The sequence below is a fragment of the Nocardioides seonyuensis genome (assembly GCF_004683965.1).
GTDB classification, from domain to species: domain Bacteria; phylum Actinomycetota; class Actinomycetes; order Propionibacteriales; family Nocardioidaceae; genus Nocardioides; species Nocardioides seonyuensis.
On sequence record NZ_CP038436.1, the window covers coordinates 2171069 to 2185754 of the forward strand.

Here is a 14686-nt window from a genome sequence, read left to right on the forward strand (position 1 = left end):
GTCACGCTGCTGACTGTCGCCGCACTTGCTGCTTTGTCGACGGGGCTCGTGGCTGGTGGCACACAGTTGGTAGCGGGGAGTTCGGACGGGCGCAACGAGACGGGCTCGGTCCGGGTGTGCGTAGGTGAGCGAGGCACGGTGGTGTCTGCCAACCGGAGCGGTCGCTGCCCTGAAGGGACAGATGCTCTTCGGATCGGGCGGCGTGGAAAACCGGGACCTGCAGGTGAGCACGGTCCGCCGGGCCGTCCGGGGGGCGCGGGTGAGGCAGGGCCCACCGGACGACCGGGGCCCTCGGGTCTCGATGGAACCGCTGGGCCAAGCGGTCCTGCTGGGTCGGTCGGACCAGCAGGGCCTCCGGGACCCGCTGGGCCAGCAGGTGCCGTGGGGCCTGCCGGGCCACTGGGCTCTCCCGGTCCAGCCGGTCCAACCGGTCCACCTGGACCTGTGGGGCCTGGGGCGCTGCCTCAGGGGTCGGGCCTGTCGACCAACCTCGACTACGGTCTCGCCGACGTCGTCATCGGCGTGGCAGGCGATTCCACGGGGAACGACAACAACGAGTGGGTGGCGAGGATGGCCTCCACCTTCGCCTCTCGCTATCCGGAGCGGCGGGTCGAGTACGCCCTCTGGAGCGACGCCACGCAGAACTACCCCTCGACCACCTTGCTCCAGGCAGGAGACGGTGTGTCTTCGCTGAAGGTCTACAACGGGTCCATGCCGGGCTCGGCCCTGTCCTATCACCGAGGCCGGGTGCGAGCCCTGTTCCCCGAGCACCTCGACCTATTGATCGTGAGCACGGGTCACAACTACAGATCTCAGACCGCCGAGCCCTACCTCGCCGAGATCCACGCCTTCGTCGCCGACGTGCGCGCCCTCTACCCGGACGTCGAGGTCGTCGTCTCCAGTCAGAACCCGTCGTTCTCCGACGGGTCCTGGCCAGCAGCGAACGTCACTGCGCACGCTGCCCGCCTCGCGGCGCTACGTGCTTCGGCGCTCACGGTGGGTTACGGCTACATACCGGTCTACGAGACCTTCGCCGCCAAGCCGGCTGGGGGGCGGGCTTGGGTCATGGCAGACGGCATCCATCCGCTCCATGACCCGACCGGGGAGCACGACGGGTCGGTCCTGTGGGTCGAGCAGGTCAACGCCTACTTCGCGGCCCTGTCCTACCGCTACTGACCGCCCCTGCTGCCAGTTCGCTGAGCTGACGGTCAACGCGCGATGACCTCGAACGACTCGGAGGTCTGCAGCCAGGCCGAGGTGTACGACGCCCCGCTGGGACCGGCTGTGTTCCAGCCTGGAGGCACGGACGTGACCACGTAACCCTTCGGGAAGCGCAGGCGCACCGACAATGCTTGGGGCACGACCATCCCCTGGGGGTCGAGAGACAGGCCGTATCGGAGCTCTCCGTCGGCACCGCGGGTCGCGGCGGCAGGGACGTCGTACTCGAGGGTGAGGGTGTGCGTCGCCTGCGGGGCGAACTCGATCGGCTCCTCGTGGAAGGTGCGGCCGTCGTAGCTGCCCTCCTGCCCCTGGAGCGGTGAACCGTCGATCGTGCCGCCCCGGAGACGGGCGCCGTCGGGGAGCAGCGTGAGGAGGTTGAGGTGGTTCCATCGCGTGTAGACACCGTTGCCGGGGTCGTTCCCGGGCTGGAGGTAGGGAGGTGAGTCGTTGTGAATCTCCACCTCGAGAGACACGCGGGCGCTGCCGTCGTCGCGCAGCTTCACGTCCGAGCTGACCGCCCGCCGCTGCCAGTAATCGGCTCGGGTGCCCTGGGTGTTCTGGGAGAACACGCCGAGGTAGTCACGATCCGGGTCGCCCAGGCGGCCGGTCACGTCCAGGGCGTCGAAGGCCTCCTGCTCCTCGGCGTCGTCGAAGTACATGGCGAAGTGCCTGCCCTCCGCCGAATTCCCGAGGGTCTGCCCGAGGGCTTGGGAATCAGCGCCTAGCAGGAAGATTCCGAAGTTCTTGGCCAGGCTGAAGTTGGTCCAGTGGCGCTGGATCTCGACGAGCTGGTCGTCGTACCTCCCGCTGATGGTCTCCACGACGGTCTCTGATGTGACCTGGCCGGCATGGATCAGCTCCACCGGCCCTGTCAGCTCGAGCAGGTCGGCAAAGGCCACCACGTCGAGCGCGATGACGCCGTCGATGTCCTGGCCGGTGTTTGCCTTCCACGCGGAGAGCAGTTCCTCGCCGGCGACCGGCCAGTCCGGTGAGGTGGTCGCGCTGATGGCTTTGCTGGGATCCCGGTGGAACGGGTTGCCCGACGTGGCGGGCCACTCGACCTCCTTTGTCAGCCAGGGGGCGGTGGGGGGACCGATGGTGTCCTCCCACTGCAGCTTGCCGTTGTCGTAGGTCATCTGGGTGAAGGTCTGCGGCGTCCCGCCGGAGTAGAGGAGCTCGGCGGGGTTGAGGATCGCCAGGACGTAGGTGCGCTTGCCGTTGGCGCCGACCACGTCGGGCAGCACGTCGAGCAGCGGCCCGAACCGCTCGGCCCTCTCGGCCAGCGGGGTGACCTGCTCGCGCGCCTCGTCGCGGGCGGCTCCGAGGCGGTCGCCGATGACGAGGCGATCGTCGGCGACCAGGTCGAGCTCGGCCTGGGCCGAGGCCAGCCGGTCCATCGCCTCCGACGCGTGCTCGGACACCTTCTCGAGCGTGGGCACGTCGACGCTGCCGCCCTGCATGAGCTCGGCCTTGGGACCGGCCACCTCGGGCCATGCCTGCGCACCTGCCTCGGCTGCGGCGGTGAGGTCGTCGAGGGCGTTGCCGAGGTGTCGTACGTCGCTGACGGGGCCGCCGAGGACCGGCAACATGCTCCACACGTCACCGCCGAACCCTTGGACGCTCGACTGCAGTGCGTCGGCGTCGACACGGGCGGCGGCGATGGCCTCCTCGGCCTTCTTGTCCTTGCCGGAGGTCAACGCCTCCTTCGCCACCTGGAGGTCGGCCTTCGCGGCCTCCGCGTGGGCGGGTGCATGGCGGAAGGGCAGTGCGAGGACCCCCAAGGCAACCACCACGGCCACCCCAGCCAGCAGGAGCAGGGCAGGCCACAGGCGTCGTCGAGTCCGACGTACGCGGTGGCTAGATGGCATGCCGGGCATGCTAGAGGTCAGCGGACTGCACTGTCTTCACTCGTTCAGACTTCGGTTTACGGGTCTCGCGATAGGCGTCGTAGCCGTAGTAGGCGTAGTTGCCGGCTCCGACGGTGCGCTTGGAGACCTTGTTGAGCACGACGCCGAGCGCGCGTGCATGCACGGCATCGAGGTGGCCGAGGGCGCCGGTGAGGTCGGTGTCGAGGGTGCGTCCGGCGGAGACGGTGACGAGCGCGCCGTCGGTCTCGAGCGCGAGCACGGCGGCGTCGGTCACCGGGAGTAGGGGTGGCGCGTCGATGATGACCATGCCCTCCGAGCGGAGCTCCTCGATGACCCGGCGCATGGCGTTGGAGTCGAGGATCTCGGTCGGGTTGGGCGGGCGGGGGCCGGAGGTGAGGATGCGGAAGCCGGGCAGGTCCGGGTGAGGTTGCAGCGCGTCGGCGAGGTCCAGGCGGCCGGTGAGCACGTCGGTGAGACCGACCGCGTCGTCGAGGCCGAGCAGGCCCGCCACCCGAGGGCGACGGAGGTCGGCGTCGACCAGGGTGACCGGCTGGCCGGACTGGGCGATCGTCGCGGCCAGGTTGGCGGCGATGGTCGACTTGCCGTCGCCCTGCTTGGGGCTGGTGATCACCAGCGCCCGCGGCGGGTTGTCGACGTCCATGTAGGACAGGTTGGTGCGCAGCCTGCGCATGCCCTCGGCGGCGAGCGACGCCTGGCCCGCTCCGTTGGGAGTGGTGACGAAGAGCCCGGTGTGGGAGCCGACGTCGAGCACCGTGCCCGCGACGGGCGCCCGCTTGTGCCGCTCGACGTCCTCGACGGACCGGATCCGGCGGTCGAGCAGGCTCCGGGCGACGGCGTAGCCCATCCCGAGGAGCGCGCCGAGGACTGCGCCGAGGAGCACGTTGCGCTCGACCTGCGGCGCGACCGGCGACGTGGGGAGCTCGGCAGCCTCGGAGACCTCGATGCGCATCCCGCCGCGCTGGGCCGACTTGCCTGACCCCTCGGCCTCGACCGAGCTGACGCGGGTGGCGAGCGCCGCGATCCAGGCGTCGGCCAGGTCCTGGGCGGCCTGCGGTGTCCCGGCCCGAGCGGTGATGGCGATGATCACGGTCTCCGGCTTCTGGGCGACCTCGATGTTGCCGACCAGCGTGGATGCGGTGGTGTCGAGACCGAGCTCGTCGATGACCAGCGAGGCGGTGGCGCGGTCCTTGGCCAGCTCGACGTACGACGCCGCGCGCGACTTCGACAGCATGTCGTCGAGGTTCTCCAGGCCGACGTCGCCGCCCCCGCCGGAGGTGACGAAACCGGACGCGTTGGCTGCATAGACCTTGGGCTGCGCGCTGCTCCACCCGAAGGCGGCAGCGGCGGCGACGAGCACCATGGCGGTGATCGCGATCCAGTGGTTGCGCAGGACACGCGTGTAGAAGGTGAGCTCCACGTGACCCCTCGCTGTGTGTGAACCGACTGCCGCCCCAGGGAAGATCAAACCCGACGTCGCGACCCGGCGGAGGGGAATCGAGGTTCTGACCCCGGCCGGCGGGGGTGATCTAGACCGCTTTGCGCCCTTCCGTGAGCGCGCCACGGTAAAGAAAAGGGGATGTTGTCCACATTGCTTGACGATGCCGGTGCACAATGGCCCACCTGGCAGCTCCTGCCGGGCATTGGGAAAGTGGTCTCGGGGACAACAGACCACCTTGGGGGCAAGGATGAGCGAGAAGCTCTACGTACAACCGCGTCTGCCCGAAAGCAGACGCATGACTCGTCGCACCGCGCTCCGGGGAGCAGCGTGGACGGCACCAGCCATCACGATCGCCGTGGCCTCACCGAACGTCGCGGCGACGTCTCACACAGGGCCCGAGCCGACGGTGACTGCCGTCCCCGGGGCCGCAATGCGCAGCAGCGGCGACCGCAACCAGCAGCTCGTCACCTGGTCGCTGGACGTCACTGTCGGAGCGCCGATACAGGGCCTCTCCGTCACCTTCAGCGGCGTCAGCGCCGTGACAGGGCTGACGGTGTCGTGTCCCCAGGGCGAGTGGACCGGCAACGGCAACTCGACGCGCGTCTTCAGCGCTCCACTGCAGGCAGGCGACCGACTCGCCCTGACTGCCGTCTTCCAGCGGTCGTCCAACGGCAGGGACGCGTCGGTCGTCGCGAGCTTCGTCACCGGCACCGGAGCACATGTGGTGAACCTCGGCGGCTGCGAGGCTCCGATCACCTGAGCCGGGCGCGGGCCTTCTGCTCGAGCTCAGCGAGTCGTCGCGCCAGCACCTTGGGCGCGGCGACCAGGGCATGGGGTGATGTCTCCTGGGACGTCAGCCACGGAGGCAGTGCGCTCCTGCTCAGCAGGCGCGCTGCCTCTGTGGGCGTGCCCCGGGTGCGGGCCAACGTGCGCAGGTTGCGTGTGAACTGCTGCCCGGGAGTGGCCAGCGCGCGGTGATCGACCTCCGTGCTCAGCTGGTCGGCGAGCGCCTGCTTCCAGACGTCCGACGACTCGGACACGGCCCTGACCACGACGGCGGGGGCCCCGGGCAGATCTCCGAGCATTCGGACGGCCACACCCAGGGTGAGCAGCTGATCACTGCGCAGTGGGCGGTTGGCCTCCGACCAGACATCCGAGCGCGATGCGAGCAGGTGCACGTCGACGAGGCTGCGCAGCCACCGCCAACGGTCGCGCGCGGCGTGACCGGCCGAGTGCGCCAGGGCGTCGTACGGCGACAGGGTCGGCACCGCACGCCCGGCGACCTCCACGAGGTCTCGGCGCAGCCACAGGTCGTCGAACGGTGGGAACGTGCTGCGAGTCGGTGCGAGGTGCCAGTGCAGGTCGATCGAGCTGGTCGCGCTCTCCAGGGTCAGCTCGTTGTGGGTGCGGACGAAGTGCCGCCACGCCCAGGAGGGGCCGGGAACGGGATACTCGGGAGCTGGTGACCACCCGGCCCTGGTGAGTGCCGCGTGGGCGCGCTCCAGGTCGGCCGGGGCGACGAGCAGGTCGAGGTCGCCGGCACCTCGGGCAGTGAGGTCGCCGTGAGCCTGGACGGCCAGCGCCACGCCCTTGAAGGCGAGCGCGCGGACTCCAGCCGCGTCCAGCACCTCCAGGGCCCGAGCCAGGTCCGTGGCCAGAATGCGCGCCCCGGCCTGGAGGTGTGCGGCGTCCGCCAGCAGCACGGACCGGGCGCGTGGGGGAAGGGTGAGACGGTCGAGGTGCAGGGCGAGGAACGCGACCACGTGGTGCTGGTGAGCGGCCTTGACGAAGGCGTCGGACTCGACCGACGGGGGCAAGGACCACCGGTCCGTGCCGCCGGACAGCACGTGCCGCAGCGCCGACCGCACCGCCTCCACAGCATCGCGCCGAGTCCGCTGGTCGAGGAGGGACGCAGTCCCGTCACGAGACCCCTCCACAATCTCCAGCACCCCGTGCGCCACGAGGTCGTGCACGTGCTGGAGCGTGAGCCCCTCCGCGGTGTGCGGGGCGTCTGGCTCGCCGAAGACCTCCACGACACTGGCGGCGACCTCGGCGACGGTGAGGGTCGACGCGTCGGGCACGGCTTCCACGATCGCTGTGGCGACCTCGGTGAGCACGAGCACGCTCTCGCCCACCATCACCACGCCACGCCCGTCCTCGACGTAGAGGTCGGCGATCACGCCTCGGGAGACCCTCACGAGACGAGGTCCCGTGGCTCCAGCGCCAGCAGGTCGGCCAGCACGTCCTCGAGGTCGGTCGCCTCGGCATAGGTCACCCGCCGAACTCCCCCCGCGAGGTGGATCAGGTCGGCGAGCCGGTGGAGCGGTCGGTCCAGACTGGGCAGGTACGACGCCTGCCGTGCGATCTCGGCGACGGCGTCGACGGTGTCGAGCTGCTCGACGGCCGGTGGGCCGGCGTGTTCGGGCGCCCGGTCGAGCAGGACGAGCGTCGCCAGCCGGCAGTCGCGCTCGGTCGTCACCAGCCCCAGGTCCGAGGGCGCCACCTGCGCCTTGAGGTGGCTGCCCTCGATGATCGACAGTGGCTTGCGATAGGGCAGCACCCGTCCGTCCGACTCGATCGCCGCGGTCTCGTCGGAGAGATAGGCGAACCGGCCGCCCAGGGCTCGGGAGGCGGTGGTCTTCCCCGTGCCCGAGGGGGCGACGAGCACCGCCGTACGCCCCGACTCCGGGTCGGCGAGGGCGGCGGCGTGCAGCATCACGAGCGCGCCCGCACGGGCACCGATCGCGACCGTGGTGACGGCGGGGGAGAGGTGGTGGAGGACCTCCTCGACGTTGTCGCCGGTGACACGGGCGCCGACGTCACGCCCCAGGGCCGCTGAGACCGTCTCCGTCGAGGGCGCCAAGTCGGTCAGGGCGTCACGCCAGGCGGCGGCGACGGCCCGGCCCAGGTCGGCGCCGTGGACCTCGAGGGGTACGACGACCCCGAGGGCCGCCACGCGCAGGCATGTCACCTCGCGCGCCGTCATGGCCCGAGCCTAGGTCGAAGGAGGGCCCCTCCGGGGGCGAACCGGCCGGGACGTGAAAAGCCCCCCGCGGGGGCGGCGGGGGGCTATCACGTGCGACGCGGGGGGCAGTCGCAGATGTCTCGCGGGCGGGGGCACTCGCGGGACTGTTGAACACTCTGGTTGGCGATCTGTGGGGTTGTCAACCGAAGTTGTCAAAGTTTGACACAGGACTGGCAAGATCGTCTTGGAATTGGCAAGATTGCCCCCACGCAGCCCTCGGGGCGTTGCGCCAGTCCGTTCTCAGTTGGCCAATCCGCAGGGAGATCACCATGACCAGCAGCATCACCAAGAAGGTCGTTGCCACGATTGCCGTCGCCGTTCTCGGCACGATCGGCGTGGCCGGCTCGGCCGACGCCGCGCCGCAGCAGACGCGTCACGTCTGGTGCTGCTGATCCCCCGGACTGTCTGAGGCTCGGGTCAGACAAGAACCCGGCTGGGGGCGCGCATCCGCGCCCTCAGCCCGGTGGACGCGGCCGCGCGGCGGTAGGCGTCGCGCGCGGCATCGCTGAGCCCGACACCGTCGAGCAGGCCTGCCAGGTCGAACCACAGCTGTGCGGCGCCTTGGTCGACCCCAGCGGCGGAGAGACGCAGGACTGCCTGCTGGTAGGACTCTGCGGCCTCGGCCATGGCGCCCTCGGCGACGTTGAGCTGACCCTGCAGGGCCAACGCCTCGGCCTCGGCGAGCGGGGCTCCGCCGTCGGAGAGTGCGAGCACGCCCTCGACCAGCTCACGGCACCCGGCCAGGTCGCCGGACAGCAGGAACGCCCGCGCGAGGCCGATCTGCGTGTAGCTGCGATCGACCGGTGATGCACTGCTCCAGGCGAGCTCCTCGGCGGCCTGTTCCAGGTTGTGGCGTGCGTCCTCCACGGCCGGCGGGTCGAGCGCGAGCTGGAGCCTGCCGAGCTCGGTGCGCAGGCGCGCCAGGTTGCGGGCGTCGCGCCCCTCGCCGAGCAGGGCCAGGGCACGCTCGGCGAGCTGCACTGCAGCGCTGATGTCTCCGCGGTCGGCCTGCAGGGCACTGGTGTTCCAGTAGGCGGAGGCCCGGGCCGTGGGGGATCCGAGGGTCTCGGCGCGCTCGATGGCAGCGCGACAGACGCGGACGGCGTGACCGGCATCCCCTCGCTCGGCGTAGGCGGCCGCGATGGTGACGCTGAGCTGGACCGCCTCGTCGCAGGCGTCGAGGCCCCAGTCGGAGAGCTGGTTGAGGATCCGCTCGCCGGAGTCGATCGCTCGGCCGAGGTCGCCGCTCTCTCGGTAGATCCGGCTCAGGGCGATGCCGCCCCTGATGCGCATGAGGCCGGTGACCTTGGGGTCGTCGACCATCCGCTCGAGCCCGAGGATGGCGGTGTCGGCGTCGCCGAGGGTCTCTGCCACCCGGGCGCTGAGGAAGCGGGCGCGCTCGTGGAGCAGGTCCAGCTGGACCGACTCGAGGCGCTCGAGCGCTGACTCGACATGGGTCGCCGCGTCCTGGAACTGGCCCGACTCGAGGGACAGCTCGGCGTAGTCGAGCATCAGCCTGATCTCGTCGGCCTCGCGCGGCGTCACATCGCCGAGCAGCTGCTCGACGGGCACGTCGAGCGTCGAGGCGAGGTGGTGGAGCGCCTTGGTCGTGGCTCGGCGCTGGCCGGTCTCGATGCGGGACAGGTGTGCGACCGACATGCCCGAGCCCGCCGCAGCCGCAAGGGTCAGGCCTTGGGCGCTGCGGATCGTTCGCACGCGACGCCCCAGATCAGCGGGGTCGGTGTCGGCCAGAAGCTCGGCGTGACGAGGGTCCACGCGATCGATTGTTGCCGAGGAACCGCGTCCTTGCCAAGATTTGCCGAAGTTACTCGCCGGTTGTCACCTGAATGCCGGCAAGCCGTGCTGCCTCGTGGACCGCGGCGGAGGCGTCCTTGGGCATGCCGAAGGCGCGCACCGCCTCACCGACCACCGACAGGTGCGCCGTGCTCAGGAGGGGATCGGCCTCCTGCCACGTGCTCGCCCTGGCGGCGAGCAGCCAGACGTCGAGGAGGTCGCGCATCCTGCTCGGATGGTTGCTGGTCGCGCGGTCCAAGGCGTGGACCAGGGCGTCGTACGACGACAGGGTCGGGACCTCGACAAGCCCGACCATGACCGAGCTGCGGCGCTCCCACAGCTCGTCGAATCCGACACTGGCCCTGCCGCGTCGGGCGATTCGCCAGCGGAGGTCGATCACGCTGCCGCGTCGGGTGAGTGGCATCTCGGAGTAGTCACGGACGAAGGAGTTCCACTGGCCGGTGCGGTCGGGCGCTGGGAATCCCAGGCCAGGCTGCCAGCCGAGTGCGGTCAGCACCTCCAGGGCCCCCTCGAGGTCTCCCGGCGCGACGAGGAGGTCGTGGTCATCGGTGCCGCGGGCGGTGACGTGGCCGTGTGCCTGGACCGCCAGGGCCAGTCCCTCGAGGGCGAGCACGCGGATGCCTGCCCGGGGGAGCGTGTCGACGGCCTCGATGAGCTCCTTCTCGAGGAGACGGATCGCGGCGGACTCCTGGCGGTAGGTCGTCTCGAGCTTCTCTTCACTGGCCGACGGGAGCGCGAGGTGGGAGCGCTTGGTGGCCAGGACCGAGGTGACTCGGTGGCGCTGGGCGGCCGCGAGCAGGTCGGCACCAGTCACCTGGGCCGGCGGGACCCAGCCCTGCATGTCCTCGGAGACGACATGGCGCAGCGCGTCTCGCAGTGCGTCGTCACTCTCGGCGAACCTCGCGGTGGGGTCGTCGCCGTCGTCCTCGATGAGCAGCAGGTCGTGGTCGGCGAGCTCGAGGACCAGGCCGCGGACGAGCTCCTCGGCCTCGAGCGGTGGCTCGGGGTGACCGAGCTTCGTCACGACGGACTCGGTGATCTCGTCGAGCGACGTGAGCGACGTGGGCGAAGAGGCCATCAGGATCGTGGTCGCGACGTCGGACAGGACGATGGACCGATGATCCCGCAGGATCGTCGCACGGCCCTCCCTGACGTGGACCTGCCGCAGATCCCCCCGTCGCACTCTCACGGCGCCTCCCTTTCACCCCTCAGGGTATGCGGTCAAGAGGTATCCGGTTAAGCCTTCAGTCAGATCGCTCGTGCAACTAGCCTGTGGTGAGAGTCCTACTCCAAATTTCGTGGAACCGGCCGAACAGCGCGAGGAATGCGTTTACGGTCGTGAGCGTTGGGTTGGCGGCGGGACGTCACCACAGCCCGGACGATTCGAACATCAACGGGGGCAGGGACATATGTCGGAGGCACGCACGCACCGCAGCATCAAGCGTGCCGTGGACCCAGCGACCGAAGAACGCCCTGACTCGGATGTGGCCCTGCTTCCCGACGAGGCGCTGGTGGGCCACTGGCGCGCAAAGTATGTCCGAACGCTCGTCATCGGCGACTTCTGCGTCCTGCTCGTCGCACTGGCCGCGGCGCAGGTCTTCCGCTTCGGGTTGGGCGAGGCTCGCGTCGGAGGCCTCAACTTCAGCTACCCAGTCCTCGGAGCCGGACTCGCAGTGCTGTGGTGGCTCAGCCTGCACGTGCACCAGGCGAGGAGCCCGAAGATCATCGGGCACGGCGCGGAGGAATACCGCCGGGTCATCGTGGCGACCTTCCGCGCCTTCGCGACTCTCGCCATCTTCTCCCTCCTGTTCAAGGTTGACGCGTCCCGCGTCTACCTCGCCACTGCTTTCCCGCTGGGACTGCTGGGCCTGCTGGCCGAGCGCAAGGTCGCCCGCGTCCGACTGCACAGGGCGCGCGCCCAGGGCCGGGCGCTGTCGCAGGTCCTCGTAGTCGGCGGGGAGCGCTCGGCTGCCCAGCTGGCGGGATGGTTCGCCAAGCATCCGTCTGCCGGCTACGAGGTCCGTGGGGTCTGGGTGCCGGACGAGGAGATGCCGCTGAACGCCATGCTCGAGGGCGGGTTGCGCAACGTGCCGATCATGTCGTCGAACGTCGACCTCGCCGAGGCGCTGGAGACATCGGGCGCCCGCGCGGTCGTCGTCACGGACACCGAGCACTTGGGCCACGAGTCGCTGCGTCACCTGACCTGGGAACTCGAGGGAACCGGCATCGACCTGTTCCTCTCGCCGAACGTCCTCGACGTCTCCTCGTCCAGGCTGCACCTGCGCGACGTGTCGGGTATGCCGATGCTGCACGTCGAGGAGCCGCAGTACGCCGGCGCGGGGCGCGTCGGCAAGAGGCTCTTCGACACCATCACTGCCTTGCTCCTGCTGGTGCTGCTCTCACCGGTCCTGTTGGTGACCGCCGTGGCCATCAAGCTGACCAGCCGCGGGCCGGTCTTCTACCGCCAGGAGCGCATCGGCCGCCACGAGCAGCCCTTCCGGATGACGAAGTTCCGATCGATGGTGACGGACGCTGATGCGCAGCTCGAGGCGCTCCGCGAGCACAACGAGACGGTTGTCCTCTTCAAGATCCGCCAGGACCCTCGGGTGACCCCAGTGGGACGGTTCATTCGCCGCTACTCGCTCGACGAACTGCCCCAGCTCTTCGACGTCGTGCGCGGCAGCATGAGTCTCGTCGGACCCCGGCCGCCGCTGGCGTCCGAAGTGGCCAAGTACTCTGACCGGATGCGTCGTCGCATGTACGTCCGCCCCGGAATGACCGGGCTCTGGCAGGTCTCGGGGCGCAGCGACCTGTCCTTCGAAGAGGCCGAGCGCCTGGACCTGGCCTACGTGGACAACTGGTCCATCACGGGAGACCTCATGATCATGTTGCGCACAATCCGTGCCGTCGCGAGGGGCCAGGGGGCCTACTGATTGGTCGCGAATGCTTCGCGCCGACGACCCGCGCCGAAGCCTGTACTGCCCGCGCTCAACTAGGAAGCTCTCTTGTCTTCACACCTCACCAAGGACGAACGGCCGACAGTCCGCATCCTCGGCACACACGGCGTGCCAGCCAACTACGGCGGATTCGAGACCGCCGCCGAGAACGTGGCTCTCTTCCTCGTCAAGCGAGGGTGGCGAGTGGTGGTCTACTGCCAGACAGACCACGAAGGACCAATCTACGAGGATCTGTGGCGTGGGATCGAACGCGTCAACATCTCTGTCCCCGACAAGGGTTGGCTAGGTACGGCCCGCTTCGACTTTCTCTCGATCCGTCACGCAGTCAAGCACCGCGACCTCTGCCTGACGTTCGGTTACAACACCGCGATCTTCAACGTCTGGCAACGGCTTCGACGCGTGCCAAATGTGATCAATATGGATGGAATCGAGTGGTCCCGAAGCCGGTGGGGGAGACTCCGCCAAGCGATCCTGTACGTCAATGAGCGCATCGGATGCTGGGTGGGAAATCAACTGATCGCAGATCACCCTGAGCTCAACACGTATCTCCGGACACGTGCGCCCGCGCGCAAGATCACGACCATCACATATGGCGCCTACCCGTTGCTGGACGCGCCCACAGGGCCGGTGAATGAACTGGGCCTAGAGTCGGGGGAGTACCTCACTATCATCGCGCGCCCCATTCCCGAGAACTCCATCCTCGAACTCGTGCAGGGGTTCTCTGCGCGGCCGCGCGGCGTGAAGCTGGCCATCCTCGGTGCCTACGACGCTGCGAACGACGAGTATCATCGGGCAGTCGTCGAGGCTGCCAGCGACGAGGTGATGTTCCTCGGGGCCATCTACGACCCCAACGTCGTCCAGTCGCTGAGGTATCACGCGCGCGGCTACCTCCACGGACACACCGTCGGTGGGACCAATCCTTCGCTCGTCGAAGCATTGGCCGCGGGCAATCCGGTGATCGCACACGACAACAAGTACAACCGGTGGGTCGCTGATGGGTCGGCCTTGTACTTCCGCAGCGTCCAGGACGTGTCGGACGCCACCGAGCGGCTGCTCACGGAGCCAGGACTACAGACGGAACTAGGCTTGACCGCTCGGGATCGCTTCGAGGATGAATTCACCTGGGAGAAGGTCGCGGGTGAGTACGAAACCCTGCTCCTGCACACAATAAATCGCCGTCGTGGCACCAGGAAGGTATGACGTGGTCAACGTAGGGATCATCGGACTCGGGAAGATGGGGATGTCCCATTACTCGATCATCAATGCCCATGACTCCGTCAAGGTCACGGGGGTTTGTGACTCGAGCGGCTACGTCCTCGACGTCCTCCACAAGTACACCGGTGCCGCGACGTTCACCGACTTCGAGAAGATGCTCGACTCAACCGCTGTGGAGGCGGTGGTGATCTCTACTCCATCGCGGCTCCACGCGCCCATGGTGCGCACTTGTCTCGAGCGCGGGCTGCACGTGTTCTGCGAGAAGCCGTTTTGCTTGGACCCGGTCGACTCGAGGGCGCTGGCGGAGTTCGCCGTCCAGCGCGGGCTCGTCACCCAGGTTGGCTACCACAATCGATTCGTCGGGGCCTTCGGCGAGGTCAAGCGGCTCCTGGAGTCGGGGGCAATCGGCAAGGTGTCTCACGCGCTCGCGGAGGCCTATGGCCCGGTCGTGCTCAAGCCCAAGGGCGGCACATGGCGCAGCAAGAAGGACGAGGGTGGTGGGGCTCTTTACGACTACGCGGCGCACCCGCTCGATCTGCTCACTTGGTACTTCGGGCAGCCCGACCACATCAGTGGGACCGTGCTCGGCCATGTCTTTTCCGCCGAAACCGAGGACGAGGTCTTCACCAGCCTCACGTGGGCTAATGGGCCGAGCGGGCAGCTCTCGGTCAGCTGGTCGGATGAGTCCCAGCGGAAGATGACTACCAAGGTGACCATCTGGGGTACCAACGGGCGGATCAACGTCGACCGGCAGGAGTGCCAAGTCTATTTACGCGACGCCTCGAAAGCACCTCCGGGTTATGGCCCGGGATGGAATGTGCGCTACACCACCGAGCTGACTGAGGAGGTGGACTTCTATGTCCGCGGCGAGGAGTACTCCGCTCAGCTCAATGCCTGGGTCAAGCGGATCGAGAGTGGCGAGGTGCGGGGAGTCGGCGACTTCGTCGACGCCGCAGGCACCGACGAGGTCCTCGCCGCTATCGCGCGGAGCAAGGGCGGCGTGCCGGAAGAGGTGGGGATCCTAACCCCGCGGGTTGGGCAAACGGATGCGTTTCCTGGCTTCCTGTCGCGGCTGCGGAATCGCCTGCGTGCGCGTCGCTCGGTTCGCAACGTTGGAAGGGGCTGA

The 14686-nt window shown here is 68.8% G+C and carries 12 protein-coding genes; 6 read left to right on the top strand and 6 right to left on the bottom strand.

Annotated features, from left to right (window positions below):
- The first annotated feature begins 444 nt into the window (after nt 1-444).
- Nucleotides 445-1176 carry an SGNH/GDSL hydrolase family protein gene (locus EXE58_RS10570; RefSeq protein ID WP_244242175.1) on the top strand — a complete coding sequence of 244 codons (732 nt, stop codon included), beginning with the start codon at nt 445-447 and terminating at the stop codon, nt 1174-1176.
- A gap of 32 nt (nt 1177-1208) precedes the next feature.
- Here EXE58_RS10570 and EXE58_RS10575 read toward each other — a convergent pair whose 3' ends face one another.
- Together EXE58_RS10575 and EXE58_RS10580 are read right to left on the bottom strand one after the other, a co-directional pair.
- Nucleotides 1209-3089: a DUF4012 domain-containing protein gene (locus EXE58_RS10575; RefSeq protein ID WP_135267850.1), complete on the bottom strand. Its 1881-nt coding sequence runs from the start codon at nt 3087-3089 to the stop codon at nt 1209-1211.
- 10 nt (nt 3090-3099) lie between these two features.
- On the bottom strand, nt 3100-4527 hold the full coding sequence (locus tag EXE58_RS10580) for a tyrosine-protein kinase domain-containing protein (protein ID WP_135267851.1): 1428 nt from the start codon (nt 4525-4527) through the stop codon (nt 3100-3102).
- Nucleotides 4528-4843: 316 nt separating this feature from the next.
- Here EXE58_RS10580 and EXE58_RS10585 point away from each other — a divergent pair, with 316 nt between their 5' ends.
- Nucleotides 4844-5308 carry a hypothetical protein gene (locus EXE58_RS10585; protein ID WP_135267852.1) on the top strand — a complete coding sequence of 155 codons (465 nt, stop codon included), beginning with the start codon at nt 4844-4846 and terminating at the stop codon, nt 5306-5308.
- Here EXE58_RS10585 and EXE58_RS10590 read toward each other — a convergent pair.
- Nucleotides 5301-6728, bottom strand: a complete 1428-nt coding sequence (locus EXE58_RS10590; RefSeq protein WP_167288802.1) for a nucleotidyltransferase domain-containing protein — start codon at nt 6726-6728, stop codon at nt 5301-5303. The genes EXE58_RS10585 and EXE58_RS10590 overlap by 8 nt on opposite strands.
- A gap of 14 nt (nt 6729-6742) precedes the next feature.
- The gene (locus EXE58_RS10595; protein ID WP_135267854.1) at nt 6743-7534 is read right to left on the bottom strand and encodes a hypothetical protein; all 792 of its coding nucleotides are present in this window, start codon (nt 7532-7534) and stop codon (nt 6743-6745) included.
- Between the two features lie 308 nt (nt 7535-7842).
- On the opposite strand from EXE58_RS10595, the gene EXE58_RS20325 reads away from it, so the two are divergent.
- Nucleotides 7843-7965 carry a hypothetical protein gene (locus tag EXE58_RS20325; protein ID WP_279638244.1) on the top strand — a complete coding sequence of 41 codons (123 nt, stop codon included), beginning with the start codon at nt 7843-7845 and terminating at the stop codon, nt 7963-7965.
- Between the two features lie 25 nt (nt 7966-7990).
- Here EXE58_RS20325 and EXE58_RS10600 read toward each other — a convergent pair whose 3' ends face one another.
- Nucleotides 7991-9349 carry a helix-turn-helix domain-containing protein gene (locus EXE58_RS10600; protein ID WP_167288804.1) on the bottom strand — a complete coding sequence of 453 codons (1359 nt, stop codon included), beginning with the start codon at nt 9347-9349 and terminating at the stop codon, nt 7991-7993.
- 49 nt (nt 9350-9398) lie between these two features.
- Nucleotides 9399-10466 (bottom strand): nucleotidyltransferase family protein, encoded by a 1068-nt coding sequence (locus EXE58_RS10605; protein ID WP_135267856.1) that lies wholly within the window; start codon nt 10464-10466, stop codon nt 9399-9401.
- A 220-nt stretch (nt 10467-10686) separates the two neighbouring features.
- Between EXE58_RS10605 and EXE58_RS10610 the strand changes: the two genes are divergently transcribed.
- The 3 genes from EXE58_RS10610 (at nt 10687) to EXE58_RS10620 (ending at nt 14686) form a co-directional block, all read left to right on the top strand.
- Nucleotides 10687-12321, top strand: coding sequence for a sugar transferase (locus EXE58_RS10610; RefSeq protein ID WP_208543975.1), 1635 nt, complete (start codon nt 10687-10689; stop codon nt 12319-12321).
- 72 nt (nt 12322-12393) lie between these two features.
- Complete coding sequence (locus EXE58_RS10615; RefSeq protein WP_135267857.1) at nt 12394-13545, top strand: DUF1972 domain-containing protein; 1152 nt, start codon at nt 12394-12396, stop codon at nt 13543-13545.
- A 1-nt stretch (nt 13546) separates the two neighbouring features.
- On the top strand, nt 13547-14686 hold the full coding sequence (locus EXE58_RS10620) for a Gfo/Idh/MocA family protein (RefSeq protein ID WP_135267858.1): 1140 nt from the start codon (nt 13547-13549) through the stop codon (nt 14684-14686).